Annotated in this window: 22 protein-coding genes; 11 read left to right on the forward strand and 11 right to left on the reverse strand. The window is 74.1% G+C overall.

Annotated features, from left to right (window positions below; genetic code table 11):
• Window positions 1-4: 4 nt before the first annotated feature.
• The gene (locus tag Q6348_RS05030; RefSeq protein ID WP_350339640.1) at window positions 5-2,953 is read right to left on the reverse strand and encodes a helix-turn-helix transcriptional regulator; all 2,949 of its coding nucleotides are present in this window, start codon (window positions 2,951-2,953) and stop codon (window positions 5-7) included.
• Window positions 2,938-3,138: a hypothetical protein gene (locus Q6348_RS05035; protein ID WP_304600209.1), complete on the reverse strand. Its 201-nt coding sequence runs from the start codon at window positions 3,136-3,138 to the stop codon at window positions 2,938-2,940. Before Q6348_RS05035 ends, Q6348_RS05030 begins: the two co-directional genes overlap by 16 nt.
• 165 nt (window positions 3,139-3,303) lie before the next feature.
• Between Q6348_RS05035 and Q6348_RS05040 the strand changes: the two genes are divergently transcribed.
• The 3 genes from Q6348_RS05040 (at window position 3,304) to Q6348_RS05050 (ending at window position 5,346) form a co-directional block, all read left to right on the forward strand.
• Window positions 3,304-4,218 carry a hypothetical protein gene (locus Q6348_RS05040; RefSeq protein ID WP_304600210.1) on the forward strand — a complete coding sequence of 305 codons (915 nt, stop codon included), beginning with the start codon at window positions 3,304-3,306 and terminating at the stop codon, window positions 4,216-4,218.
• 20 nt (window positions 4,219-4,238) lie between these two features.
• Window positions 4,239-4,559: a hypothetical protein gene (locus tag Q6348_RS05045; protein WP_304600211.1), complete on the forward strand. Its 321-nt coding sequence runs from the start codon at window positions 4,239-4,241 to the stop codon at window positions 4,557-4,559.
• A gap of 292 nt (window positions 4,560-4,851) precedes the next feature.
• The gene (locus tag Q6348_RS05050) at window positions 4,852-5,346 is read left to right on the forward strand and encodes an ATP-binding protein (RefSeq protein WP_304600212.1); all 495 of its coding nucleotides are present in this window, start codon (window positions 4,852-4,854) and stop codon (window positions 5,344-5,346) included.
• Between the two features lie 131 nt (window positions 5,347-5,477).
• Here Q6348_RS05050 and Q6348_RS05055 read toward each other — a convergent pair whose 3' ends face one another.
• From Q6348_RS05055 to Q6348_RS05065, 3 genes are all read right to left on the reverse strand, one after another.
• Window positions 5,478-5,651: a hypothetical protein gene (locus Q6348_RS05055; RefSeq protein ID WP_304600213.1), complete on the reverse strand. Its 174-nt coding sequence runs from the start codon at window positions 5,649-5,651 to the stop codon at window positions 5,478-5,480.
• Between the two features lie 113 nt (window positions 5,652-5,764).
• A complete protein-coding gene (locus Q6348_RS05060) occupies window positions 5,765-6,499 on the reverse strand; it encodes a glutamine amidotransferase (RefSeq protein ID WP_304600214.1) in 735 nt (244 codons plus the stop codon).
• Window positions 6,500-6,509: 10 nt separating this feature from the next.
• Window positions 6,510-7,811 carry a diguanylate cyclase gene (locus Q6348_RS05065; RefSeq protein WP_304600215.1) on the reverse strand — a complete coding sequence of 434 codons (1,302 nt, stop codon included), beginning with the start codon at window positions 7,809-7,811 and terminating at the stop codon, window positions 6,510-6,512.
• Between the two features lie 205 nt (window positions 7,812-8,016).
• On the opposite strand from Q6348_RS05065, the gene Q6348_RS05070 reads away from it, so the two are divergent.
• The 8 genes from Q6348_RS05070 to Q6348_RS05105 all read left to right on the forward strand — a co-directional run bounded on the left by Q6348_RS05070 (window position 8,017) and on the right by Q6348_RS05105 (window position 20,784).
• The gene (locus Q6348_RS05070; protein WP_304600216.1) at window positions 8,017-8,529 is read left to right on the forward strand and encodes an RNA polymerase sigma factor; all 513 of its coding nucleotides are present in this window, start codon (window positions 8,017-8,019) and stop codon (window positions 8,527-8,529) included.
• Between the two features lie 18 nt (window positions 8,530-8,547).
• A complete protein-coding gene (locus Q6348_RS05075) occupies window positions 8,548-9,915 on the forward strand; it encodes a hypothetical protein (protein ID WP_304600217.1) in 1,368 nt (455 codons plus the stop codon).
• A gap of 202 nt (window positions 9,916-10,117) precedes the next feature.
• On the forward strand, window positions 10,118-11,821 hold the full coding sequence (locus tag Q6348_RS05080) for a MinD/ParA family ATP-binding protein (protein ID WP_304600218.1): 1,704 nt from the start codon (window positions 10,118-10,120) through the stop codon (window positions 11,819-11,821).
• Between the two features lie 2 nt (window positions 11,822-11,823).
• Entirely contained in the window at window positions 11,824-12,651 is an 828-nt protein-coding gene (locus Q6348_RS05085) for an SDR family NAD(P)-dependent oxidoreductase (protein WP_304600219.1), read from the forward strand.
• A gap of 128 nt (window positions 12,652-12,779) precedes the next feature.
• Window positions 12,780-15,503: a pyruvate, phosphate dikinase gene (gene ppdK / locus Q6348_RS05090; protein WP_304600220.1), complete on the forward strand. Its 2,724-nt coding sequence runs from the start codon at window positions 12,780-12,782 to the stop codon at window positions 15,501-15,503.
• A 125-nt stretch (window positions 15,504-15,628) separates the two neighbouring features.
• A complete protein-coding gene (locus Q6348_RS05095; RefSeq protein ID WP_304600221.1) occupies window positions 15,629-17,335 on the forward strand; it encodes a DEAD/DEAH box helicase in 1,707 nt (568 codons plus the stop codon).
• Between the two features lie 71 nt (window positions 17,336-17,406).
• Complete coding sequence (locus Q6348_RS05100) at window positions 17,407-17,844, forward strand: OsmC family peroxiredoxin (protein WP_304600222.1); 438 nt, start codon at window positions 17,407-17,409, stop codon at window positions 17,842-17,844.
• Window positions 17,845-17,919: 75 nt separating this feature from the next.
• Complete coding sequence (locus Q6348_RS05105; protein ID WP_304600223.1) at window positions 17,920-20,784, forward strand: FAD-binding and (Fe-S)-binding domain-containing protein; 2,865 nt, start codon at window positions 17,920-17,922, stop codon at window positions 20,782-20,784.
• Here Q6348_RS05105 and Q6348_RS05110 read toward each other — a convergent pair.
• Genes Q6348_RS05110 through Q6348_RS05135 form a run of 6 tightly spaced genes read right to left on the reverse strand, consistent with a single transcriptional unit; the run spans window position 20,769 to window position 26,620 of the window.
• A complete protein-coding gene (locus Q6348_RS05110; RefSeq protein ID WP_304600224.1) occupies window positions 20,769-21,749 on the reverse strand; it encodes an alpha/beta hydrolase in 981 nt (326 codons plus the stop codon). The two genes, Q6348_RS05105 and Q6348_RS05110, sit on opposite strands and share 16 nt — an antisense overlap.
• On the reverse strand, window positions 21,746-22,741 hold the full coding sequence (locus Q6348_RS05115) for a zinc-binding dehydrogenase (protein WP_304600225.1): 996 nt from the start codon (window positions 22,739-22,741) through the stop codon (window positions 21,746-21,748). Before Q6348_RS05115 ends, Q6348_RS05110 begins: the two co-directional genes overlap by 4 nt.
• Before the next feature lie 47 nt (window positions 22,742-22,788).
• Complete coding sequence (locus tag Q6348_RS05120; protein ID WP_304600226.1) at window positions 22,789-23,541, reverse strand: Gmad2 immunoglobulin-like domain-containing protein; 753 nt, start codon at window positions 23,539-23,541, stop codon at window positions 22,789-22,791.
• Window positions 23,542-23,548: 7 nt separating this feature from the next.
• Entirely contained in the window at window positions 23,549-24,073 is a 525-nt protein-coding gene (locus Q6348_RS05125; protein WP_304600227.1) for a TspO/MBR family protein, read from the reverse strand.
• Window positions 24,074-24,119: 46 nt separating this feature from the next.
• Window positions 24,120-25,301 (reverse strand): homoserine O-acetyltransferase MetX, encoded by a 1,182-nt coding sequence (gene metX / locus Q6348_RS05130; RefSeq protein ID WP_304600228.1) that lies wholly within the window; start codon window positions 25,299-25,301, stop codon window positions 24,120-24,122.
• Entirely contained in the window at window positions 25,301-26,620 is a 1,320-nt protein-coding gene (locus Q6348_RS05135; RefSeq protein ID WP_304600229.1) for a bifunctional o-acetylhomoserine/o-acetylserine sulfhydrylase, read from the reverse strand. Before Q6348_RS05135 ends, metX begins: the two co-directional genes overlap by 1 nt.
• Between the last annotated feature and the right edge of the window lie 323 nt (window positions 26,621-26,943).

Here is a 26,943-nt window from a genome sequence, read left to right on the forward strand (position 1 = left end):
GGTGTCACGCTAGGGCGCGCCCACCCGGGCCGCGCGCGGGGGCGCCACCCATCGACGCCGGCGCGGCGGCGTCGAGCAGCCCACGCCGGTGCGCGACCGCCACCGCCTCGGTCCGGCTGCCGACTCCCAGCTTGGCCAACACGTTGGACACGTGGACGCTGACCGTCTTGAGACTGATGAACAGCCGCTCGCCGATCTGCCGGTTGCTCAGTCCCTCGGCCACGAGGGCCAGGACCTCCGCCTCGCGTGCGGTCAGCAGGTCGAGCGTCGGCCTGCGCGCACCGGGCACGTCGAGACGACCCCGGCGTGCGAGGTCGAGGCAGGCGGCGTGCAGCGGGCGTGCACCCATCAGGTCGGCGGCCTGCGTCGCGAGCCGGAGCTGGTGCTGCGCGGCCTCCCGCTCGCCGGCCTCCAGGAGCGCCTGCGCCCAGCGCCGTCGGCTGCGCGCCTCCTCGTACCGGTAGCCGTAGCCGAATGCCTCGGTCGCCGCGCGCCACAGCTCCGGGTCGTCGGTCCCGAGGAGCCGACCGTGCTCGGCGACGGCCCGGGCGAGCCACGCCACCCCCTCCGGCCCGAGCGGCCCCCCGCGGGGCCGGCCGCGCTCGGCGGTGGCCCGTGCCCGGGCCAGGAGCCGTCCGCCGTGCTCGACGGCGCCGGACACGTCCGCGCCGCTCGCGCGCCCGGCGGCCGCCAGGTCGGCGAGCGCCGCGAGCGCGAGGGCGACGAGCCAGATCCCGCCGAGGAAGTAGTCGTCCCAGGTTCGCCAGAGGTGTTGCAGGGCGCGCTCGGCCTCGTCGACGCCGTCCTGCGGGCGCCCCGCCCGGGTCAGGGCGTCGGCGCGGACGCCGCCGGCGATCAGGGCGAACTGCCCGTCCAGCTCCCACAGGTCGTCGAATCCGGCAGCACGCTCGACGACGTCCTCGTCGCCGCGGGCGACGGCCGCATAGAGGTCCACGAGCGCGAGGGCGCGGGCCTGGGCGGCGCTGCCCGCACCGCCCGCCGCGCCGGCCGGACTGAGGTCACCGATGACGAACCGCACCAGCCGGTCGAAGAACTGCTGGGACAGCCCGAACTCGCTCCACAGCAGCCCCGCGGACCGCGCGCGGGCCAGGCCGTCGACCAGCGTCTGCGCCGCCACGTCCAGACGTCCCGCGTAGTAGTGGGTGGTCGCCAGGTTGTACACGCACCGCTGCTCGGTCGTCAGGTCGCCGGCGTCCCGCGCTCGCCGCGCGGCCGTCGTCAGGAGCTGCGCGGCACGGTCGGCGTCGTCGACCATGAGGACGGCGAGGGTCGCGGCTGCATCCGCCTCGACGGCCGGCAGGTCGGCCGCTTGCGCGATCTCGAGGGCGCGGCGGGCGTTCGACTCGGCCACGGCGTCGTGGTCCGCGCCCTCGACGTTCAGCATCACGCGTGCGTGGGTGGCCAGCGTCCACGCGGTGTCCAGGGGCGCCGCGTCAGCCGGCAGCTCGGCCAGGGCGCGGTCGGCCTCCGGGGGCGCCGCGACGGGATCGGCGGCGATGAGGTAGGTGGCCAGCTGGGCCCGCAGTCGGGCCCGCCGGGCGGGCGACCCCGTGGTGAGCTCGATCGCGGCGCGGCCCAGCGCCACGGCGCGGTCCGTGCGGCCGCACCGGTGCGCAGCCCGCGCGGCCCGGTCCGCCACGGCGGCCCGGTCGACCGGTGGGTCGTCGGTGAGGTCGGCGAGTCTCAGCACCTCCTCGAGGTGACCCAGCTCCTCGGCCGGTGCGAGCACCGCGGCTGCCTCGTCCGCGGCCTGCGCGGCGGCACGCGCCGCCGTGGCCAGGTCTCCCGCCTGGCGTGCGTGCTCGGCGAGCTGGGCCGCCGACCCCAGGCCGGGGTCGCTCCGCAGCACCTGGAGGTACGCGCGGTGCAGCGGGAGTCGTTCGCCCGGCAGCATGTCCGCCTCGACCACCTCGGCGAGCAGGGCGTGGCGGAACTCCAGCCAGCCGGCTCGGTCGGTCAGTACGTGCGCGGCGACCGCGTCGCGGACGAGGTCGTCGAACGCGCCCTCGGCTCCCGTCGCCGCCCAGACCGCTCGGAGCAGACCCTCACCGACGCGGCGGCCGGCGACGGCCGCGACCCGCGCCAGCCGGAGCACCTGGGCGTCCAGGCGTTCCAGGCGGGCGTGCAGGACCTCCGCGAGCGTCCACGGCAGGTCCGCCCCGGCGCCGGCCTCCAGCAGCTCCTGCGCGAAGTAGGCGTTGCCCTCCGACCGGGCCATGACCTCCTGGACGCGTTCCTCCGGGACGGGCTCGCCGCGCACCACGGCGGCGAACCGCCGCAGCTCGTCCCCGGTGAACGGTGGGAGCTCGAGCCGCTCCACCCGGGGGTTGCGCCACAGCTCGGCGAGCAGCGGACGTAACGGGTGCCGCCGGTGCAGGTCGTCCGTCCGGTAGCTGACGACCACGAGAGTGTGCTCGTCGCGCAGTCGCGTGGCGAGGAAGCGCAGCAGGTCGCGCGTCGACGAGTCGGCCCACTGCGCGTCCTCGATCACGAGGACCAGCGGGTGGGTCGCGCTCCCCGCGGTGCCCAGTGCCGCCAGGACGCCGTCGAAGAGCTGGTGCCGGCCCCCGTCGTCGGCGGGCGCCCCGCCCTCAGCGCCCGCGCCCGTGAGCAGGCGCGCGAGAGCCGGCCGCGCGTCCAGCACCGGCTCGAGTGCGGTGCTGGTCGACGCGAGCTCCGCCATCGCCTCCGCGAACGGCAGGTACGGCAGGCCGACCTCGCCCAGGTCCACGCAGTTCCCGGTCACGGCGATCGCGCCCGTGGCCGTCGCGAGGTCGCCCACGTGGCGCAGCAGGCGGGTCTTGCCGACGCCGGCATCCGCCCCCAGCAGGACGACCGTGGGTTGCCCGCGTGCGGCGTCGCCGAGCGCGGCCAGCAGCCGGGCCACCGGCGCCTCGCGCGCGACGAACGGCGTGCTCATGAGGTGGGGCACGCCTCCGATCCTCGCAGCGTGCTCCGACGCGCACCAGCCTCCGGCTGCGCCGGTGCGGGGTGCCGGACCGCGTCGCGGCGCGGCGTCCGGTGCCGCGGTGCCGGCCGCCGCCAGGCGTCGCGGACCTGGTCGTGCCGGTAGGCGACCTCGGCGTCCAGGGCGGGTCCCCACGGGGTGAGAGTCATGATGTCCTCCTTCGATCGAGGACGACTCTCGCGGTGAGGTGGGCGTTCCCGGATCGGGCGACCGACCGATCCTCGACGGGTCGGGCCGGGTCCCGCGGTCTGAGGTACCTCAGGCGGCGGGGCAGACCCCCTGACGAGGTGGACCTGCCGGGCGTACCGTCGAGTATGGCTACCGACAACGAGGTCACCGGTCATCAGGAACGGACCGAGGAGTTCGACGCCTTCGGCCCGTGGGTCTACCGCGTGCGCACCGACGGAGAGGTGCCCCGGCTGTTCCGCCGGTTCGCACCCGACCCGGCGAGCGCGACGATGGTGATCAAGATCCCCCGCGGCATCGCGCGGCGGGACGCGAACCCGCAGATGGACCTGTACGACCACCTGGTCGGTCTGCGCGGGGACAGGCTGACGCTGCTCTCCCGCGCACCCGGCGAGGCGCACGGCGTGCGTCGCCGCGAGGTGGCGACCGATCGGATCGTCGCCCTGGAGGACAGCGTCGAGCTGCTCGACGGTCGGCTGTCGGTCCGCGTGCTCGACGAGAAGCCCATGACGGTCGGCTACAACGGCGCCTCCCGGGACGTGGTGGGTGAGTTCGTCGCCGCGCTTCGCAGCGCGATCCGTGGTGGTCCGCCACCGGAAGCGACCGGCCCCGCGCCGGAGCTGGGCCTCGAGGACCTGTGGCCCGACGTCGCCCTCACCACCGAGTACCGCGAGCTGGTGCGCGCCGAGCCGGCGATGGGGATGCGGGCTGCCCATGCCCGTCGGGTCGTCGAGCCGGTGGAGCCCTCGACGGTGAGCCGTCTGCTGCACCGGTGGTGGCCGATGTGGCTCCAGGGCGCCGTGGTCTGCTCGGACCCGAGCGAGCTCCTGGTGCTGCACCGGCGGTCCTGGTGGGTGCGGGGCGGCAAGCCGGTGCACTCCATCGCTCGGACGTCAGTGCCACTGGGACACGTGCTGCCGGTCGAGACGGTGCCCACCGGGTATCACGGCGTCACGGAGATCCGGGTTCGCCACGACGCCGCGCGGTTCGCGGTGCCCAGCGGATCGCCCACCGAGCGTGTGCTGCTGGAGCTGCTCGGCTGAGCGTGCGCCACACTGGGACGGTGACGGAGGACCTCCACGAACCCGCGCCCGTGGCGGGCGGGCCCGACGACGGCACGTCGAGCGAGCCGGTGAGCGCAGTGCTGCGGGACGCCAAGTCCCGCGCCCGCGCGACGCACTACACCGTCGGCACGTTGCGCGCCGACGCGGATGGCACCTTGTGGCTCGAGTGCTCGTGCGGAACCGTCCTGCGCAACGGGCCGACCTGGACGCTCGACGAGCACGTCCGCCTGCACCGCGCCGAGGCCAAGTACCTCGAGCTGTCCCAGGCCGCGCCGCCGGGGATCCCGCGGCTGATCGACCTGGACGGGGCGGGACGTTGAGGGACCGCACCTCCGCGGCCATGGTGCTCGGGACCTGGCAGGCCCGCGGTCCGTTCGGCGGCAACGGCTCCGGCGGGCGGCTCCGCAGGCGGTGACCACAGCCCCGGGGCGACACGCCGGGCGAATTGTCCGGTTTGCGGCGAGTCGACGGGTATTTTCACCCATCGCCCGGAAGCATCCTCGGGACGGGACATGGTGGAATCGGTCCGTCCGGCGTGCCGACCTTCCGGCCCGTCCGACTCGGGGGTGCAGGATGGCCGGTGGCGTGTGTCGCGACCGCGAGGAGGGCTGGATGGCCGGCGAGCCACAACGGCGCCCCTCGTCGGGGCGGCCCCTGCGCCTGGTGGGCGAGTCCACCACCCCGCGTGGTCGTCTCGGACCGGTCTGCGAGGACGGCTCCTCCGACGCGAGCCTCGTCCTCCCCGGCCACCGTCAGTCGGTGGCCGTCGGGCGGCACTGGGTGGTTCGCACCTCGGCCGAGCGGGGCGTGGTCGGGATGGCCAACCAGGTCGTCGAGCTCCTGTCCAGCGAGCTGCTGTCCAACGCCGTGCTGCACGGCGCCGGCGGGCACGCGATCGGCGTCCAGCTCCGGCACACCGCGGCCACCGTCCGGGTCGCCGTGAGTGATGGCGGCGACCGCGCTCCGGTCGTTCTCGACCAGGACCTGGCTGCCGTGAACGGCCGCGGCATGGCGATCGTCGAGGCCATGTCGACCAGATGGGGCATCGAGTCCCGCGACGAGGGCGGCAAGACCGTCTGGTTCGAGCTGGACCTCACCGAGTTCTGAGGCTGGCGACGAGGCGCCGACGAAGGCTGAGGCGTCTGCGGCGCCGTCCGACGGTTTCGCTTCGCGCTTGACGCGCACGCAGCCCTCGGGCCCGGAGGCCCTGCTCGCGGGGGCGACTCACGCGGGGTTCGTCAGCCGGCCAGCCGCTCCACCGGTGCGAACTCCGGGGCGGGACCGCCGGTGAAGCAGCGGCACGGGCCGTCCAGGTGGACGAAGCCCGTCGAGGGTCGCGCGGCACAGGGCACGACGGTCAGGACCGGCCGTCGCTCGTCCACCGGCGCCGCCGGCTCCGTCGTCGCGCTCATGCCGGTCGATCGGCAGCAGGGACGGCGCCCTGAGGGATCGCGGGAGTGAGCGTGAACATCGCCCGATGATGCCCGGCATGAGCCAGGGGCGCACGGCGGCGCGCCGAGTACGGCTAGTCCCGGGCGTACCGACGCACGAAGTTCGCGAGCACCCGCGGCGGGTGGTCCACGACCTGCTCGCTGACCTCGACGATCAGCTCTTCGGTGGTGTCGGCGGGGAAGTAGCCCGCGTGCCGGTACACCTCGATCCGGGTGACGATGCCCGGCACGTCGAGCTCGGGATGGAACTGCGTGGCATAGAGGTTCGTCTTGACCCGGAAGGCCTGGACCGGGCAGCCCGGTGACGTCGCGAGGACCACGGCGTGCGGGGGTGGGGTGTGGATCGCCTCCTTGTGCCCGACGAAGGCGTCGAAGGTGTCCGGCAGGCCCTCGAACACGGGGTCGCGACGCCCGTCGGCGGTCAGGGTGACGGGCACGGCGCCGACTGCTTCGCCGTAGGTCCGATCCACCACGCCGCCCTGGTGCACGCCGAGCGTCCCCACGCCGTAGCAGGCGCCGAGGAAGGGGAAGTCCCGTGCGACCACCTCGTCGAGCAGTGCGGCCAGCTCAGCCTCGACCCGTAGCTGCGTGGCCGACTTGTCTGCGGGCGGGTCGCTGGCGTTGAACGGGCTGCCGCCGACGATCACTCCGGAGAAGTCGTCGAGCGCGAGAGCCGGCATCGGAGCGGCCTCGAGCCGGACCCTGACGAGCTCGTCGGGGCGCAGGCCGCCGAACCGCGCCACCGCCTCGAGCTCGCCGTCCGCGGCGGCGTCCTCCGGACGGGTGCCCAGCAGCAGGAACGGCTTCACGCCGGGGAGCCTAGTGCGAGGGCGGACCGGCGGCCGGGCCGCCCCCGTTGGACGCCGACGCGCGGTGCCGCCGCTTGGCGGCGTACATCGCGCTGTCCGCCGCGGCGAGCAGGTCCGCGGCCTCGCTGTGGTGCGCCGAGTCTGCGGTCCCGATGCTCGGCGCGCAGACCACCTCGGCGCCGGACGGCAGCCGGTACGGGGGACTGAGCACCTGGGCCAGCCGACGGAGCACGGCCCGACCGCCGGTGGCGTCGGTCTCGTGCACCGTGACGAACTCGTCACCGCCGAGCCGGGCGACCACGTCCGCCCCCCGTACTCCCTCCGTGAGCCGCCGGGCCGCCTCTTGGAGCACGGCGTCCCCGGCGGCGTGACCGTGCTCGTCGTTGACGGCCTTGAAGTCGTCCAGGTCGACCAGGCTCACCACGAGGTGCGCGCCCGTGCGAGCCGCGCGAGCCAGCCCGGCCTCCAGCAGGACGGCGAGCAGCCGTCGGTTCGCCAGCCCGGTGAGCGGGTCGCGCAGGGCGAGGTCCTCGAGCTCGGTCTGGAGCTCACGGATCTTGGTGACGTCCCGGCCGATGCCCTGCCAGCCGTCGGGGAGCCGCGCCACCTGCATCTCGAGCGTGACCCAGGCGCCGTCCGCGCGCTGCAGCCGCAGGTCGAAGCGGTCGGGGGGCTGGTCGCCCGCCAGAGCCCGCTCGAGGACCTGCCTGCCGTCGTCGTCCAGGTAGCCCCGCAGTCGTTCCACGTCCCCGGTGATCCGGTCCGCCGGCCAGCCGGCAATCCGCTCGATCGAGGGGCTGAGGTAGGTCAGCGCGGGCGGGTCCGTTCCCAGCCGCCACACCAGGTCGGTCGCGGACTCGGCCAGCGTGCGGAACAGGTTCTCGCTGGCGGCCAGGGCCAGCTGCGCGTTGTGCCGTTCGGTGACGTCGCGGCCCACCGCCAGGACCTCGGGGCCACCGGGCAGCGCGAGGTACCGGTCCGTCCACTCGACCCAGCGCTCGCGGTCGCGGGAGGCGGGCCGGGGGCGCTCGTCGTGCAGGAAGGGCGCGTCCGGCCCGAGTCGGGACAGCTGGGCCCGGAGCCCCGCCATCTCCGCGTCGTTGAGGAGCTGGTCGAGCGGTCTGCCGAGCAGCGAGGCCGGGTCCTCGCGGAACTGCCCCGCCCACGCCCGGTTGCAGTACACGAGCTTCAGGTCGTCGACGCGGTAGCGCACGACTAGCTCGCTCAGCAGGTCCAGTGTCCGGGCGAGCTCGCCGTCCGGGAGCCACGGGCCGGCCCCGTCGCCCGGGCCGTGGCCTGCCTCGTCGGTCATGGGCCTCCCTCCATGCCGCCGCACCCCGTGCCTCCCGCACGCCCCATACCAGGAGCGCGTGCAGCGCGCCAGTTGTGCGCGTGCGGTCAGTGTGGTGGGTGGATGCGTCCCGTGTCAGGGACGACGCGCCACACTGGGTCTGCAAGACCCGTTCGCTCCACGACACTCACACGATGACCGCGCGCCGTGACCACCGGGAGGCCCCGTGCGTGACGATGACTGGTTCGAGGCACTCGTGCAGGCGCACGCCTCGGCGGTGCACCGGTACCTGGCGCGCCGTGCCGCGCCGTCGGACGTCGCCGACCTGACGGCGGACGTGCTGGTGACGGCGTGGCGCCGGCGCGAGGACGTCCCCGAGGGTGCGGAGCTGCCCTGGCTGTACCGCACCGCGGGCTACATCTTGGCCAACCACCGGCGCAAGATGCGTCCGGTCCCGGTCGAGCGGGTGCCCGACGAGGTCGACGACGCGGACCCGGCGGACCTGGCCGTCCGTGACGAGCAGCTGCGTGAGGTCCTGGCCGCGCTGTCCCCGCGGGACCGGCGAATCCTGCTGCTGCACGCCTGGGAAGGGCTCGGCGGCGCCGAGCTCGCCGACGTGCTCGGGATCTCGCGGGGCGGCGCGGACGCGGCGTTGTCCAGGGCGCGAGCGCGGCTGCGCGAGGTGTGGAGCGACCGGGAGGCTGCAAGCGGGCCGGGCGCGGTGACACAGAAGCGCTGAGAGCACCTGGAGGTCACCATGAGCACGCACGGTCCGGTGGAACCCGAGGACGCGCACCAGGAGTACGTCGACCGGCTGCGCGCGGCCGACCCCGCGCGGGGTGCAGAGCCGGACATGGTCGCGCTGCGCGCAGCCGTGGCGGCGCGTCGCGCGGGGGGGCAGGTCTCGGACCAGCTCGCCGCACGTCGCAGCAGGCGGTGGATCCCGGTGGCGGCCGCAGCCGCGGCGGCGCTCGTGGTGGGCTCGGGCGGGGGCTTCGCGATCGGAGCGCTGCGCGGTGACCACGAGACCTCGGTCAGCCTGGCCGACGGGCCCGCCGTCGCGCCCGGACCGGCGGACCAGGCAGTCGGCGGCGCCGGGTCGCCCGGGGCCGAGGTGCAGGCGCAGCCGCCCGAGCTCGCGGCCGGCGGTGGTGCCGCCACCCGCGGGATGGGGGACGCGTCGCTCGGCTTCTACGGCCGCACGGTGTTCACGGCCAGCGGGTTGTCCGACCAGGGGACCACGGCGCACGTGTGGGCGGTCGACGTCGGTGCGGTGGCGGACCGCGCGACCGTGGCACGGGTCGCGGCCGCCCTCGGGCTGGACGGTGCGGTGCAGGAGACCGGGCCGGGCGGCTTCACGGTGGGGCCCCAGGACGGCAGCGGGCCGAACCTGTCGATCTACCCGGGCGGCTTCGGTGACGTGAACTACTACGACCCGGCGGCTGACCCGTGGCGGTGCGACGCCTCCGTGAAGACCGCCGAGGGCACCGCCTCGGCCGCGACGCCCCTTCCGCCGGACGGCGGGTGCGCGCAAGCGGATCTCGGCCCTGCGCCCACCGTCGACCAGGCGACGAGCCGGCTGATGGAGCTGCTCGCCGCGCTCGGCGTCGACGCTGCGGACGTCGAGCCGGGCGAGGCGTCCGACCAGGGTGGCTGGACGTACGTCTCCGCCTACCGTGTGGTCGGCGGCACGCGCACCGACCTGATGTGGAACGCGACCTTCACCGGCGGGGGGCTGCAGTCCCTGTCCGGCTCGCTCGCTCCACTGGCGGATCTGGGCTCGTACCCCGTCATCAGCCCGGCCGCGGCGGTCCAGCGGCTCGGCGACCCGCGGTTCGGTGCAGGTGGTGGGCCCATCCGGTTCGCCGCGGACGCGCAGGCCTCGGTCGCGCCGGTGCCCGAGCCCATGGGGCCCACCGCGCCCACCATCCCGCCCATGCCCGAGCCCGGCAGTCCGCTCAGCTGGCCGGTCCAGCGGGTCTCGATCGTCTCGGCCGAGCTGGCGCTGTCCACCTACGCCCAGCCCTCCGGTGCCGTCGTGGTGGCTCCGACGTACCGGCTGACCGGCGCCGACGGCTCGGTCTGGTCGGTGGTGGCGGTCGCGGACGACGCCCTGTCCTTCTGATCCTCCGGACGGGCCCGGGGCCCACGACCGCGGGGCGGCCACCCGACCCGGCGGTGACCGGCCCGGCAGGGCGGCACGGGGCGCGGCGCAGGCCGCGCCCCGTGCTCGCGCCCGGCAGCGTTCCGGACCGGTACGTGCGTCGTCGTCCAGGTGGGGCTAGGTTCGCGTGTGTCGTGACGGGCGCGCACAGGAGGGCACGAGGGTGGACGACCTGCCGGACGGTGGTGACCGTCCGCTGACGCGCAGGCAGCTGCGCGAGCTCGAGCGCGCGCAGCAGGCGGACCGCGAGCCGGAGGCGGACCGCGAGCCGGAGGCTGCGGCACCGCGGGAACCCGCCCCGACCGCGCCCGGCCCGGCCGCGTCCGCGACGATGGGCGGCACCACCTGGTCGGACGACGTCCGCTGGGCGCTGCACGGCGAGCTGCCGGTCAACGTTCCCGACGAGCCCGAGGTCGATGACGTGCGCTGGGACGTGATGGAGGAGACCATTCCCACGCCGGGCCCGGGTGAAGGTTCAGCGGCAGAGCCGGCCGTCGACGACGCCGCGGGTCCGGACGACGGCGCGAGTGCGCGTGGTGGCGAGGCCGGCCAGGCCGGGGTCGGGGTCCAGGCGACCGGGTCTGTGCCGCGCCCGGGGCCGCCGCCGCGGCGGAGCACTCGCGGCAACGCACCGCCGCGAGTCTCCGTGTGGCCCATGGTCGAGGGTGACGCCGCCTCGCCGGTCCTGGCGACGGGGGTCGTCCACCTCGCCGAGCCGGACCAGGAGGTCACCGAGGACGATGAGGCCTCGGGCTCCGGGGACGCCGGGCCGTCCGACCGGCCGGCGGCGCAGCCGTCCGACCACGACGACGTGGCCACGTCCGCCGACCCCGAGACGGCCACCGCCGAGTCGCCGTCCGCCGAGGGGCCCGACGTCCCGTGGGCGCGCCAGGACGCCCCCGGTCGTCTCCCCGAGGAACGTTCCGCGGCGGAGCTGCCCACGCTGGCCGACCTGCTCGCCCAGCGCCCCGAGCCGCAGACCGGGCCGGCCGAGCAGGGGTGGCAGGGTGCGCTCCATCGCCTGACCGGGGGTCTGCTGTCGCTGCGGCCCGGCCCGGCGGAGCGCCGTCACCGCGAGGCGGTCGCCTCCGTGCAGCGCAGTCTGGACGGGCCGCGCACCATCGTGGTGATCAACCCGAAGGGCGGCGCGCACAAGACCACGGCGAGCATGCTGCTGGCCGCGACCTTCGGCCGGCACCGCGGCGGCTACACCCTCGCGTGGGACAACAACGAGACCCGCGGGACGCTGGGCTGGCGGGCCCACCGGGCCCCGCACCACAACACCGCGGTCAACCTGCTCCAGGACCTGGACCGGTTCTCCGACCCCGGCTCCGCACGGGTCGGCGACCTCGACAACTACGTGCGCTCCCAGGGATCGGGCAGGTTCGACGTGCTGGCGAGCGACGAGGACGCCGCCTCGGCGGCCTCCATCGACGGGTTCGCGTTCCGAGCGCTGCACCGCACTCTTGCGCGCTTCTACCGGGTGATGATCGTCGACACCGGCAACAACATGCGTGCGTCCAACTGGCAGGCCGCGGTCGATGCGGCGGACCAGGTGGTCATCATCTCCACCGTGCGCGAGGACACAGCACAGTCCGCCGCCTGGGCCATCGACGCCCTGCGCGCCACCGGCCATGAGGACGCGGTCAGCCGCGCGGTCACGGTGCTGTCCGACCCGGCACCGCGCCGCGACCCCGTGCTGGCCCGGCGGTTGCACGACCACTTCGGCCGGTTGACCCGAGCGGTGCTGGACGTGCCCTACGACCCGTCGCTGGTGGGCGGTGCCCCGCTCGAGGTGGACCGGTTGGACCGCCGCACGCGCGAGGCCTGGCTCCAGGTCGCCGCCGTCGTCGCCGAGGGGCTGTGAGGATGGTCGTCGCACCGCTGCGCACCGCGCGCACCGCAGTGGTCACAGGAGCCGGGCGCGGCATCGGCGCTGCGGTGGCGCGGGGGCTGGCCGCGCGCGGGTACGAGGTCGCCCTGCTCGGCCGGACCGAGGCGCACCTGCGCACGTCGGCCCAGGAGATCCTTGCCGAGCAGCCCGAGTCGCGGGTGCACGTCATCCCCGTCGACCTGGTGGACGCGCAGCAGGTGCGCTCGGCCGCCCGCGCCGCCGAGGACGCGCTGGGCAGCGTCGACCTCCTGGTGCAGAACGCGGGGGTGGTCGAGCACGACGAGCTGCCCTTCGCCGAGGACGACGTCGAGGACGTGTGGCGGGTGGTGGAAGCCAACCTGCGCGGCCCGATGCTGCTCGCGCACGCCCTGCTGCCGGGGATGCTCGCCGTGGGTGGTGGCCGGATGGTGCACGTGAACTCGGGCTCCGGGTACCGGGCCTCGGGCGTGTACACCGGGTACCACGTGAGCAAGGGGGCGCTGGCGCGCTTCACGACGCAGCTCGACGCGCAGTACCGCGCACGCGGCCTCGTGGTGCTCGACGTGGCGCCTGGTGTGGTGGCCACCGACATGACCGCGGGCATGCCCACGCACTCCGGGCGGACCGAGTGGACGCCGGTGGAGGAGATGGTCGCGCTGGTCGCCGCCGTCGGCGACGGCGAGCTGGACGCCCTCGCCGGACGGTTCGTGCGCGCTGGTGCGGACACGGTCGCGTCGTTGCACGAGCGGACGGAGCAGATCCTGGCCACCGGGGCCCGCAGGCTGACGTTGTCCCTGTGGGGCGACGACGACCCGCTGCGCTGAGTCTGATCATGCCGGGCCACGTCTAGAGTGTCGGCGAAGGGTCCAAGGTCCTCCGGATCTGGTGCGGGGCTTGGGCACCCTGGGACAGCCGGCGACGAGGCCGGACTCCGTGTGCAGAGAGGCGCAACGTGGTCAAGTACGTCTACGACTTCAGCGAAGGCAACAAGGACCTCAAGGACCTGCTCGGCGGCAAGGGCGCGAACCTCGCCGAGATGACCAATCTCGGCTTGCCGGTACCGCCCGGTTTCACGATCACCACCGATGCATGTCGCACCTACATGGGCACCGGCGTGCTGCCGCCGGAGCTCCGGGTCGAGGTCACGATGGCGCTTCGCCGGCTCGAGGACGAGCTCGGTCGCTCGCTGGGCGACTTCCACGACCCGCTGCTGGTCTCGGTGCGCTCCGGGGCGAAGTTCTCGATGCCCGGCATGATGGAGACCGTCCTCAACGTCGGTCTGAACGACGCCTCGGTGCAGGGCCTGGCGAAGTTCGCCGGCGACGAGCGGTTCGCCTGGGACTCCTACCGCCGCCTCATCCAGATGTTCGGCAAGACCGTGCTGGGCATCGACGGCGAGCTGTTCAGCGACGCTCTTGATGCGGCGAAGAAGGCCCGCGGGGTCACCGCCGACACCGGCCTGACGGCCGACGACCTGCGCGAGCTGGTCGGCGAGTTCAAGCAGATCGTGCTCGAGCAGTCCGGGCGCGAGTTCCCGCAGCACCCGCGCGAGCAGCTCGACCTCGCCATCGAGGCCGTCTTCAACTCCTGGAACACCGAGCGGGCCCGGCTGTACCGGCGCCGCGAGCGCATCTCGGACGACCTCGGCACCGCCGTGAACGTGGTCGCCATGGTGTTCGGCAACCTCGGCGACGACTCCGGCACGGGTGTGTGCTTCACGCGCGACCCCTCGACCGGCGTCCCCGGCGACTACGGTGACTACCTGCCCAACGCGCAGGGTGAGGACGTCGTCGCCGGCATCCGCAACACGCTGTCGCTCGCCGACTTCGAGAAGCTCAACCCGCAGGCGTTCGGTGAGCTGCGCCAGGTGATGCGGCGGTTGGAGACGCACTACCGCGACCTGTGCGACATCGAGTTCACGGTCGAGCGCGGCAAGCTGTGGATGCTGCAGACCCGGGTCGGCAAGCGGACCGCCGCGGCGGCGTTCCGGATCGCCCATCAGCTGGTCGAGGAGAACCTCATCACGAAGGACGAGGCGCTCGAGCGGGTCACGGGCGAGCAGCTGAGCAAGCTGATGTTCCCGCAGTTCGACGCGTCCGCACAGCGCACGCTGCTCGCCACGGGCATGGCCGCCTCGCCCGGCGCGGCGGTCGGCCAGGCCGTGTTCTCCTCCGCGACGGCGATGGAGTGGAAGGCCCAGGGCAAGGACGTGATCCTGGTGCGCCGGGAGACCAACCCGGACGACCTGGGCGGCATGATCGCCTCGGTCGGCGTGCTCACCTCGCGCGGCGGCAAGACGTCGCACGCCGCGGTGGTGGCGCGCGGCATGGGTACGACGTGCGTGGTGGGTGCCGAGTCGCTCGAGGTCGACGTGACCGCGCGCGAGTTCTCCGTCAAGGGCAAGGTGGTCCGCGAGGGCGACACCATCGCGATCGACGGCTCCACCGGCGAGATCTTCCTCGGCGCCGTCCCCGTCGTGCCGTCTCCCGTGGTGCGCTACCTCGAGGACGGTCTCGAGGCCGCGCTCGACGAGCTGCCGGAGGACGACGAGGAGACCCGCGAGCTGGTCGTCGCGGTCGACACGATCATCACGCACGCCGACACGGTGCGGACCCTGCGGGTGCACGCGAACGCCGACACCCCCGAGGATGCCCACCGGGCACGCGCGTGGGGCGGGCAGGGCATCGGCCTGTGCCGCACCGAGCACATGTTCCTCGGCGACCGCCGGGTGCTCATCGAGCGCCTCATCCTCGCCAAGGACGAGGCGGAGCAGCAGAAGGCCCTGGACGCGCTCCTCCCGCTGCAGCGGGAGGACTTCGTCGGCCTGCTCACCGAGATGGACGGCCTGCCGGTCACGATCCGACTGATCGACCCGCCGCTGCACGAGTTCCTGCCGGACTACACCGAGCTGTCGGTCAAGGTCGCCCTGGCCGCGGAGCGCGGCGAGACCGGTGAGGAGGTCGAGCGCGACAAGACCCTGCTCGCCGCCGTGGAGAAGACCCGCGAGGCGAACCCGATGCTCGGACTGCGCGGTGTGCGGCTCGGCATCGTGATCCCGGGTCTGTTCGCCCTGCAGATGCGGGCGATCGCCGAGGCGCAGGCGGCCAGGATCAAGGCGGGGGGCACCCCCAAGGCGGAGATCATGATCCCGCTGGCGGCGTCCGTGATGGAGCTGCACCTGGTCAAGGACGAGGCCGAGGTCATCCTGGCGACGGTCGCGCAGGAGCAGGGCGTCGAGCTGGACATCCCGGTGGGCGCGATGATCGAGCTGCCGCGGGCGGCGTTCACGGCCGACCGGATGGCCGACGTGGCGGAGTTCTTCTCGTTCGGGACCAACGACCTGACGCAGACGACGTGGGGCTTCTCGCGCGACGACGTCGAGGGCGCGTTCTTCAACCAGTACACCGAGAAGGGCGTGTTCAACGTCTCGCCGTTCGAGTCGCTGGACACCCAGGGTGTCGGCGGCCTGGTGAAGATGGCGGTGGAGAAGGGACGGGCGACCCGCCCGGACATCAAGCTGGGCGTGTGCGGCGAGCACGGCGGCGACCCGGACTCGATCCACTTCTTCCACGGCGCCGGGCTGGACTACGTGTCCTGCTCGCCGTTCCGGATCCCGGTCGCGCGGCTCGAGGCCGGCCGCGCCGCAGTCTCCCGGGGCAGCGGCGACACGCGCTGACCTGAGAGCACCGACGGCCCGGGCCCGCGACCACCCCTCCGCGGCCCGGGCCGTCCCCACACCCACCCCACGCCGGTGATCAAGGAGACCGTGCTCGTGCCCGATCCGCCGGGGTACGGTGGCCCGTGACTTCCGCGCCTGCAGACCCGACGTCCGACGCGCCGACGTTCGCCGAGCTCGGCCTGGCGGGCCCAGTCCTCCGAGCGCTCGCCGACGTCGGTTACGAGAGCCCGTCGGCGATCCAAGCCGCGACGATCCCGGTCCTGCTGAGCGGACGCGACCTGATCGGTACCGCGCAGACCGGGACGGGGAAGACCGCTGCGTTCGCACTGCCGATCCTGGAGCGCCTGGACCGCAAGCAGAAGGCGCCGCAGGCCCTGGTGCTCGCCCCTACGCGGGAGCTCGCGCTGCAGGTCTGCGAGGCCTTCGAGCGCTACGCCTCGCACTCCGGCGCCGTGCACGTCCTGCCGGTCTACGGCGGCCAGGGCTACGGCGTGCAGCTGTCCGCGTTGCGCCGTGGCGTGCACGTCGTGGTCGGGACGCCCGGCCGGATCCTGGACCACCTGGACAAGGGCACCCTGGACCTCGGCCAGCTGAAGTACCTGGTGCTCGACGAGGCCGACGAGATGCTCCGGATGGGGTTCGTCGAGGACGTCGAGACGATCCTCGCGGCAACCCCGGGCGACAAGCAGGTCGCGCTGTTCTCCGCCACCATGCCGGCGCCGATCCGTCGGTTGTCGCAGCGATACCTGCGGGACCCGCAGGAGGTCACGGTCCGCGAGCACACCGCGACCGCGACGAATGTCGCCCAGCGGTACCTGGTGGTCTCCTACAGCCAGAAGCTCGACGCCCTGACGCGCATCCTCGAGGTCGAGAACTTCGAGGCGATGATCGTGTTCACCCGGACCAAGAACGAGACCGAGGTGGTCGCGGAGAAGCTCCGCGCACGTGGCTACGCCGCGGCCGCGATCAGCGGCGACGTCCAGCAGAGCCAGCGGGAGACCATCGTCCGCAAGCTCCGGTCCGGGGCCCTGGACGTGCTGGTCGCCACCGACGTCGCCGCCCGTGGCCTGGACGTGGACCGACTCAGCCACGTCGTGAACTACGACCTGCCGGTCGACACCGAGTCCTACGTGCACCGGGTGGGCCGCACCGGCCGGGCCGGACGCGCAGGCGAGGCGATCAGCTTCGTGACCCCCCGCGAGCGGCGACTGCTGACGTCGATCGAGAAGGCCACCCGCCAGCCCCTGACCCCGATGCACCTGCCGAGCGTCGAGGACGTCAACGCCACCCGGCTCGCGCGGTTCGACGACTCGATCACCGAGGCGTTGACCAGCGGTGCGCAGATCGACCAGTTCCGGGACATCGTCGCCCACTACGTCGAGCACCACGACGTCCCCGAGATCGACGTCGCGGCGGCCCTCGCGGTCCTGGCCCAGGGCGGCTCGCCGCTGCTGCTGGACGCCGGCGCAGAGCTGGAACGCGAGCAGTTCGAGCGGGACAAGGCCGTGGCGACGGCCGATCGCAGACGGGGCGGGACCGCTGCCCGGCGGGGCGCCCCCGGCTGGACGACGTACCGTATCGCGGTAGGCAGGCGCCAGAAGGTGGAGCCCCGCCAGATCGTCGGGGCGATCGCGAACGAGGGCGGCCTGAGCCGGGGCGACTTCGGGCAGATCACCATCCGGCCCGCGTTCTCCCTGGTGGACCTCCCGGAGCAGCTGTCACCTGAGGTGATCCAGCGGCTGGCGCGCACGCGGATCAACGGCGTCCTGATCGACCTGCGGCCGGACGCCGGGGATCCGAGGCGCGCCGGGGCCCGCCGACGTCCGTAGCGTCGCCCGGGATGCCGAGGCGCCACGTGGCCCCTAGCGTCGGTCTCGCAGATCTCGACCGAGGAGGACCCATGCCCACGCGTACCGCACGCACCGCCTGGAACGGCTCGCTCGACTCCGGGTCCGGCCAGGTGGAGCTCACGAGCTCGGGCCGGGGCACGTTCGACGTGTCGTTCCCCAAGCGTGCCGCCGAGGACGCCGACGGCACCACGAGCCCGGAGGAGCTCATCGCTGCCGCGCACACCTCGTGCTATGCGATGCAGCTCTCGGCGCTGATCGGCGAGGCGGGTGGGACGCCGCACAGCCTCGAGGTGAGCGCCGACGTGACGCTGGGCCCGGACCCGGACGGCGGGTTCCGCCTCACCGGGATCGCACTGTCGGTGCGCGGCGAGGTCGAAGGCCTGGACGAGGCGGCCTTCCTGGCCGCCGCGCAGGGTGCCAAGGAGACCTGCCCGGTGAGCAAGGCGTTGACGGGCGTCGCGATCACGCTGGACGCCGCCGTCGCCTGATCGGCCGCCCTGGCCCGGCGTCCTGAGGACGGACGTCCGGGCGCTGTCGCGCAGGCCTCGTGGCAGGATTCGACCGTGCCGACGCCCGACCCAGCCGCCCTGGACGCGCCGACGGTCCCGGAGCCGGAGCTCCTGGACCTGCTGCGTCGCGAGGTCCGGGGCGAGGTCGACACGTCAACGCTGCGCCGGGCGCTGTACTCCTCGGACGCGTCGAACTACCGGGTCGTGCCCCAGGTGGTCGTCGTGCCGCGGGACGTGGACGACCTGCTGGCGGTGCACGAGGTCGCCCGCGCGACGCGCACGCCGCTGACCGTGCGCGGGGGCGGGACGTCGGTGGCCGGCAACGCGGTCGGACCCGGCATCGTGGTGGACACCTCCGTGCACCTGCGGGCCGTGACGGTCGACGCCGAGTCGCGCACCGCGACGGTGGAGCCCGGTGTGGTGATGAGCGACCTGCAGGCCGCTGCCGCGCCGCACGGCCTGCGGTTCGGACCGGACCCCTCGACGCAGAACCGAGCGACGCTCGGCGGGATGATCGGGAACAACGCGTGCGGTCCGCACGCGGTCGCCTACGGGCGTACGGCGGACAACGTCGTGAGCCTGGACGTGGTCGACGGCCGTGGCCGGCGGTTCACGGCGGGTGCCGGCGTCGGCGCGCTCGACCCGGTCCTCGGGCTCGCCGGGCTGGTGGACTCCCATCTCGGGCTGATCCGCACCGAGCTCGGCAGGTTCGGGCGGCAGGTCTCGGGCTACTCCCTCGAGCACCTGCTGCCGGAGCACGGCACCCACCTGGGGCGGATGCTGGTGGGCACCGAGGGCACGCTGGTCACGGTCCTGGGGGCGACGGTCGACCTGGTGCCCGTCGCCGACGCCGCGGTGGTGGTCGTGCTCGGCTATCCGGACATGGCCACGGCGGCCGACGCGGTGCCTGCGCTGCTCGCTCACCAGCCGTTGGCGGTCGAGGGCCTGGACGCCCGCCTGGTCGAGGTGGTCCGGCGGCACCACGGCGCAGTCCCCGAGCTGCCCCAGGGTGCGGGCTGGCTGATGGTCGAGATGGGCGGCGCAACCCCGGCCGAGGCGCTGGAGCGGGCGCGCGCAGCCGCGGCCGACGCGCGCACGACGGCGGTGCGGGTGCTGCCGCCGGGCCCGGAGGCGTCCGCGATGTGGCGGATCCGCGCCGACGGCGCGGGCCTGGCGGGGCGCACCGCGTCCGGCGCTCAGGCGTGGCCAGGGTGGGAGGACGCTGCCGTCCCGCCCGAGCGGCTCGGGGAGTACCTGCGCGACTTCGAGGCCCTGATGGCGCGGCACGGCGTGGACGGTCTGCCGTACGGACACTTCGGGGACGGTTGCGTGCACGTGCGGCTGGACCTCCCGCTCACGTCCACCGACGACGTCCCCGGCTTCAGGGCTTTCCTGGAGGAGTCGGCCGAGCTCGTGGTCGCGCACGGCGGTTCGTTGTCCGGCGAGCACGGCGACGGCCGGGCCCGCAGCGAGCTGCTGACCACGATGTACTCCGAGCAGGCGATCGCCCTGTTCGCGGCGGTCAAGGACCTGTTCGACCCGGCCGACGTGCTCAACCCCGGGGTGGTGGTCCGGCCCGCGCCGGTGGACGGCGAGCTGCGCCGCCCGCACGCCGCGCCGCTTCCTCGCCGGTCCGGGTTCGCGTTCGCGCACGACGACGGCGACCTGACCACCGCCGTGCACCGCTGCGTCGGCGTGGGCAAGTGCCGGGCGGACACGTCGGCCACGGGGGGCTTCATGTGCCCGTCGTACCTGGCCACCCGCGACGAGAAGGACTCGACCCGTGGCCGTGCGCGGGTGCTGCAGGAGATGGCGAACGGGGCGCTGGTCACCACCGGCTGGCGCGCGCCCGAGGTCCGCGAGGTGCTGGACCTGTGCCTGAGCTGCAAGGCGTGCTCGGCCGACTGCCCGGCGGGCGTGGACATGGCGGCGTACAAGGCTGAGGTGCTGCACCGCGCCTACCGCCGGCGGCGCCGGCCGATGAACCACTACGCGCTGGGCTGGCTGCCGCGCTGGACCAGGCTGGTGGACCGGCTGCGGCTCGCGCCCCTGGCGAACCTCCTGCTGGGCGTGCGACCGCTGGGGCGCGCAGTGCTGCGACTGGGTGGGATGGACCAGCGCCGCACGATCCCGCGGTTCGCGACGACGTCGTTCCGGCGCCGCTGGCGTGCCGACCGTGACGCGCAGAGCGGCGGCCGTCCCGTGGTGCTGTGGGCGGACTCGTTCTCCGACGGCTTCGACCCGGACGTCCCGCAGGCGATGGTCGACGTGCTGCAGGCCGCGGGGTATCGCGTCATCGTGCCGGAGCAGGACGCGTGCTGCGGCCTGACCTGGATCTCCACGGGCCAGCTCGACGGCGCCCGGCGCCGCCTCAGCCACCTGCTCGAGGTGCTCGGCCCGTTCGCGGTCAACGGCGTCCCGATCGTGGGCGTGGAGCCGTCCTGCACCGCGGTGCTGCGCTCCGACCTGCTGGAGCTGGTGCCGCAGGACCCGCGCGCCGCCGCGGTGGCGGCGGCGACCCGGACGCTGTCCGAGCTCCTGACGGCCGACGAGGAGTGGACCGCGCCTCGACTGGACGGGCTGCAGGTGGTCGCACAGCCGCACTGCCACCAGCACTCGGTGATGGGCTACGAGGCCGACCTGGCGCTGCTCGCCGCGACCGGCGCCCAGGTCACCACGGTGGCCGGGTGCTGCGGTCTGGCCGGCAACTTCGGCATGGAGAAGGGCCACTACGAGGTCTCCGTCGCCGTGGCCGAGCACGCCCTGCTGCCCGCGCTGCGGGACGCTCCGGAGGGCGCGGTGCTGCTGGCCGACGGGTTCTCCTGCCGCACGCAGGCGGAGCAGCTCGGCGGGGTGCGGGGCGTGCACCTGGCCCAGCTGCTGCGCGGTGCGGGGGCGGTGTCTCAGCCCCAGCCGTAGGTCGCGGTCCAGCGCGTGACCTCGGCGTAGAACCGCTCCCGGGCGGGCGCGGCGGACAAGGTCAGGTCGTGCAGCCCGCCGGGCACGCGGACCACGGTGACTAGCCGGCCCAGCATCACCGCGCGGCGGGCGACGACCTCCACGTCGAGCACGGTGTCCGCCGTGCGCATCTCGTCACGCCAGCGCGCGGACAGCAGGCTCGCCCCAGAGGTCGCCACCAGGATCGGGATCGTCAGTCCGAGTCCGCGGGCCACCTGGGCGTGGCCGAGCAGGATCGCCTGCAGCCAGCCGGGCCGCACCGGGAACATCGGGTGCGGCCGCCAGGCCTCGTCGTACTCCCACTCGCCCCCGTGCCGCGTGAGCACCGAGCGCGCGTAGTGCCCGGGGTCGATGTTCGGCATGGGGCTCTTGGGCTGGGTCCTGGCCAGCGTCGCGACGACGGGGGTGGTCAGGCTGCGGGCGAAGGACGCCCCGGCCAGCTCGAGCCACGGCGAGTTGAGCACGAGCGCGGTCGCGTCGCCGGGGTGCCGCCGTGCCCACAGCGCGCTGATCAGGCCGCCGGTGGAGTGCGCCATCACGAGCACGCGGGCGACCCCGCCGTGCCGGGCCCGGACGATGCGCAGCGCGGCGTCGATCTCCTCGTCGTACGTGGCCAGGTCATGGACGTAGTTCGGGGTCTGGTGGGGCCGCAGGCTGCGGCCGTACTTGCGCAGGTCCAGGGCGTAGAACGCGACCTGCTGCCGGTGCCAGTACTCGGCGAGCGGGCGCTGGAAGAAGTAGTCGTTCCATCCGTGCAGGTACAGGACCACCCGTGCCGGTAGGACGGGCTCGGACGTCTCGGGCTGGTACCGGACCAGGGTCGCGACGACCTCGCCCTCGTCGTCGGGCTCGAGCGGCAGGGTCATCGCCTCGAACCCGGCGCCCAGCAGGTCGGGCACCCAGCCGCCGCCCGGCGGTGTCTTCACGGCCGCACGACGATCTTGCCGAGGTGCTCCCCGGAGGCAAGGCGCGCGACCGCGGCGCGGGCGTCGGCGAGCCGGTGCGTGGAGTCGACGGTGGGCCGCAGCCCGGACCGCACCAGGAAGCGGAGCAGCGCCTCGAGGTCGTCCCGGCTGCCCATCGTGGCGCCGAGGACCCGCAGCTCGGTGAAGAACATCCGGGTGAGCTCCGCACCGGGTTGGTCGCCGCTCGTGGCGCCCGCCACCACGACGGTGCCACCGGGCCGCAGGGAGCGGATGGAGTGCGACCACGTGGCCGCGCCGACGGTCTCGATCACCGCATCGACGCGGACGGGGCTCCGGGCGCCCGGTTCGAGGGCCGCGACCGCACCGGCGGCCAGGGCGTGGTCCCGCTTGGCCGCGGTCCGGCTGGTGGCGACCACCTCCAGGCCCGCTGCGGCCCCGAGGGCGATGGCCGCCGACGACACCCCGCCGCCTGCGCCCTGCACCAGGACCCGGTCACCGGGGCGCAGGCCAGCCGTGGTGAACAGCATCCGGTAGGCCGTCAGCCACGCCGTGGGCAGGCAGGCTGCCTCCGCGAAGCTGAGCTCCGCAGGCTTGGGCACCAGGTTCCAGCTGGGCACGGCCACGTGCTCGGCCAGGGTCCCCGGGTAGCGCTCGGAGAGCAGCGAGCGGCGTTCGGTCGCGCCGACGCCGTGCCCGGTCGCGCCGATCACCGGGTAGACCACGACGTCGCTGCCGGCACCCGGTGAGCCGTCGTCCGGGCCGTTCACGACCACTCCGGAAGCATCGGTGCCCAGGACCATGGGTAGCTGGTCGGCGGACAGGCCCACGCCGCGCAGCGACCACAGGTCGTGGTGGTTCAGGGCGGCGGCGCGCACCTGGACGACCGACCAGTCCGGGCGGTTCCCCGGCGCGGCCGCGTCAGGGACCTCGGTCACGTCCAGGCCGGAGACGGGGTCGTCGGGACAGATCCTGGCGGCGAGCGCGGCGAGCATGAGATCAATCTAGGTGTGCCGCGTCGGTGGCGCGGTCCGTCCCGGGCTCACTCCCGCACGACCACCGGGATCGCCGCGAGGTCGCCGGGGTCCTCCTCGTGCCCGGTTCCGCCGTGCACCACGATCGCCAGCGTCTCGCCGGGCGTCGCGCCCGACAGGTCCAGGGTCGCGGTGAACGGCTCGGCCTGCTCGAGGGAGCCGCCCTGGGCGGTCTGGCGGTCGAGCGGCTCGGCGGTGCCGGGCCGGAACGCCTCGACGATCACGAGGCCTTCGAACCCGCGGCCCGCGCCGGAGACCTCCAGCGGTCCGGCCGCGACCGTGGCGCCCGGCGTCGGGGCGTCGATCCGCACGTGCTCGTTGACCGCCGCCGTGACGAACCAGCCGTCGCCCGCCCCGAGCATCCGCAGCAGCAGGGTGCTGCGGACGACGGGCGTCGTGTCCGGGTTGCCGGCGAACAACAGGTCGATCTCCCCCGAGCGCGAGTCGCCGGACCGGAAGTCGCCGAGCCGCGCCGGCACGCCGAGGGTGGTCTCCACGAACGAGGCGGCGGCGGTTCCCGGGCTGTTCACCAGGTCGTCGGCCGCGGGCCAGACGGCGGGCTGCTCGAGCGTGCCGAACGGTGTCGGGGTGCTGGGCTCCGCCGTCGGGGGAGCGGTCGACGTCGACGCGGTGCTGCTCGACGTCGTGGACGGGGGGACCGGGGGAACAGTGCTCGGTCCCGCCCCGTCGTCCGGCCCGCTGCATGCGGCCAGAAGGATCGCGGCGGCGACAGCGACGCCGCCCCGGCGAAGTGCGGTCACACGACCATCATTCGCCCTCGGTGCCTCGCGTGGTGGGCGTTCCGATCCCCGACTCTCTCGCTCCTGCGGGCGGCTGCGGGTTGCGGCGGATCACCGCGACGGTCAGGGCCATCGCGAAGACGTCCCAGGCGAGGTAGGGCGCGAGCATGGCGGCCGCGGGCCGGTCCACCCTGGCGGTGCGCCGCAGCAGGTCGATCGTGGAGCCCACCAGCAGCGCCTCGTCCACGAGGGCTGCGCGCTGGCGCTCGGCGGTGAAGTACCACCAGCTGAAGGCCGCGTTCAGCGTGAGGTTGACGCCCAGCGCGGTGGCGTAGCCCTGCCGCCTCTCCGGCGGCATGCGGTCCAGAGCCCGCCCTGACGCGACCGCCACGAGCCCGTACAGCGCGGTCCACACCGGTCCGAACGCACTGCTCGGCGGTTGCCAGGACGGCTTGCGCAGCGAGAGGTACCAGGCCGAGCGTGGCCTCGTCCCGATCCCGCCGAGGACGGCGGTGGCGAGGACTGCTGCGGCGGTGCGGGGCAGGTGGCGCATGGTCCGATGGTCACGCAGCACGGGGCGGGCCGCGATCCGGGTCGGCTCAGACCTCGTCGAGCAGGCCGCGGATGTGTGGCGCCACCTGGTCGGCCTCGATGAGGAAGCCGTCGTGGCCGTGGTCGGAGCTCACGATCACGGGCTCGGGGGCGCCGGGCAGTGCTGCGGCGATCTCCACGGAGTGCTCAGGCAGGTAGAGCCGGTCGGAGTCCACCCCGAGCACCAGGGGCCGCGCCGTGACGCGCCCCAGCGCCGCCGTGACACCGCCCCGGCCGCGGCCCACGTCGTGCGACAGGATCGCCTCGGTCAACGCCACGTAGGAACCAGGATCGAACCTGCGCGCCAGCTTGCCTGCGTGGTGGTCCAGGTAGGACTGCACGGCGAACCGGCCCCCGCCGCCCAGCGGCTGCTCGCCGTCCTGGGCGCGGCGGCCGAACCGGGTGTCGAGCTCGACGGCGCTGCGGTAGGTGGCGTGCGCGATCTGCCGTGCGACCCCCATGCCGGCGACCGGGCCGCGCCCGTCGGCGACGTCGTAGTAGTCCCCGCCGTGCCAGGCCGGGTCGGAGCGGATCGCGGCGAGCTGGGCGTGCGCCCAGGCGATCTGGTCCCCGGTGGACAGCGCCGCCGTCGCCAACGGTGCCACCGCCCGCACCCGCTCGGGCCGGGAGATCGCCCACTCCAGGGCACGCATGCCGCCCATCGAGCCGCCGATCACCAGGGCCCACGCGTCGATCCCGAGGGCGTCGGCCACGGCGGCCTCGACCGCGACCTGGTCCCGCACCGTCACGTACGGGAAGCGCGACCCCCACGGCCGGCCGTCCGGCGCCGCGGAGGACGGGCCGGTGGAGCCCTGGCACCCGCCCAGGACGTTCGTCGCGACGACGAACCAGCGGTCGGTGTCGATCGCCCGGCCGGGACCGATCGCCCAGTCCCACCACCCGGGGCTCGGATGGCCCGCCTGGGCCGGGCCGGCGACGTGCGAGTCGCCCGTGAGGGCGTGCTCGACCAGGACCGCGTTGGAGCGGTCCGCGGCGAGGGTGCCCCAGGTCTCGTAGGCGACCCGCACGGCCGGTAGGTGGCCGCCGGTCTCCAGGTCCACGGGGCCGACGTCGACGAACTGCCGGCGGCCGACGGGGTCGCCCTCCCGCCAGAGCCCGGGGTGCGCACGGCCGCCCGGCAGGACCCGCAGGGTGCCGGGTGCCGGGCTCCGGCGGGAGGACGGGGACATCACGCCTCCTTGGCGGCCCGGAAGCCGGCCTCGAGGTCGGCCAGGATGTCGTCGATGTGCTCGAGACCCACGGCGAGGCGGACGAGGCCGGGCGTCACTCCGGACAGCGCCTGCTCCGCGGGGGTGAGCTGCGAGTGCGTCGTGGACGCCGGGTGGATCACCAGCGAGCGCACGTCGCCGATGTTCGCGACGTTGGAGTGCAGCTCCAGCGCGGAGACGAACGCCTTGCCGGCCTCGGCTCCGCCGGCGAGCTCGAAGGACAGCACTGCGCCTGCGCCCCGCGGGGCGTACTTGAGCTGGTTGGCGTGCCACGGGGAGGACTCCAGGCCCGCGTAGTTGACGCCGAGCACCTCCTCGCGTGCCTCGAGCCACTGTGCGACCTTCTGGGCGTTGGAGACGTGCCGCTCGACGCGCAGCGAGAGGGTCTCGATGCCTTGCGCGATGAGGAAGGCGTTGAACGGGCTGATCGCGGCACCCAGGTCGCGCAGCAGCTGCACGCGCGCCTTGAGGATGAAGGCCAGGTTGACGCCGAACAGGCCCCCGACGCCCAGGTCCCGGGCGAACACCAGGCCGTTGTAGGACGGGTCGGGCGTGTTGTAGTTCGGGTAGCGATCGGGGTAGCGGGCGAAGTCGAACGTCCCCCCGTCGACGATCACGCCGCCGATCGCGGTGCCGTGGCCGCCCAGGTACTTGGTCGCTGAGTGCACCACGATGTCCGCGCCCCAGCGCAGGGGGTTGACCAGGTACGGGGTGGCGACCGTGTTGTCCACGATCAGCGGCACGCCGGCCTCGTGCGCGACGGTCGCGACGGTCTCGATGTCCAGCACGTCCGACTTGGGGTTGGGGATCGTCTCGCCGAAGAAGAGCTTGGTGGTGGGACGCACGGCGTCGCGCCAGGCCTGCGGGTCGTGCGGGTCCTCGACGAACGTGGTCTCCACGCCGAGCTTGGGCAGCGTGTAGTGCAGCAGGTTGTAGGTGCCGCCGTACAGCGACGGGGAGGCCACGACGTGGTCACCGGCCTCGGCGATGTTGAGGATCGCCAGGGTCTCCGCGGACTGGCCGGAGGAGACCAGCAGCGCGCCCACGCCGCCCTCGAGGTCGGCGATGCGGTTCTCCACGACCTCGGTGGTCGGGTTGTTCAGGCGGGTGTAGATGGGGCCGAGCTCCTTGAGGGCGAACCTGTCGGCTGCCTGCTCGGCCGAGTCGAAGACGAACGACGTGGTCTGGTAGATCGGCAGCGCTCGCGCGCCGGTGGCGGGGTCGGGGGTCTGACCGGCGTGGATCTGCCGGGTCTCGAAGGACCAGTTCTGGGTGCTCATCGTGGCTCCTGGTGAGGTGGGTGCGGGAGACCACGGGCAGCGTGCTGACCCTGGCCGGCCCGCAAGGGGGTCGGGACAGGTGTGCACGTCGGGGTTCAGGCCCGCCGGTAAGCGCCGAGGCGCGATGTCACCATCAGGGTGCGGGCATGCCGAACGTGCGCGTCAGCGGCACATTCGGCGGGTCATGGCCGTGAGACTACGGCGAGGTGTCCACGACGGCGTACCACCGTCTCGCGATGCGGGACGTCTGGTGCTCCCGTGCATCCGTGTCGCGGGTTGCCCGGCCGGTGGGTGAGCGCTCCGCCGACCTGATCGCGGGCATG

Origin of the sequence: Actinotalea lenta, assembly GCF_030586465.1 — a bacterium.
In the GTDB taxonomy this organism is placed as follows: domain Bacteria; phylum Actinomycetota; class Actinomycetes; order Actinomycetales; family Cellulomonadaceae; genus Actinotalea; species Actinotalea lenta.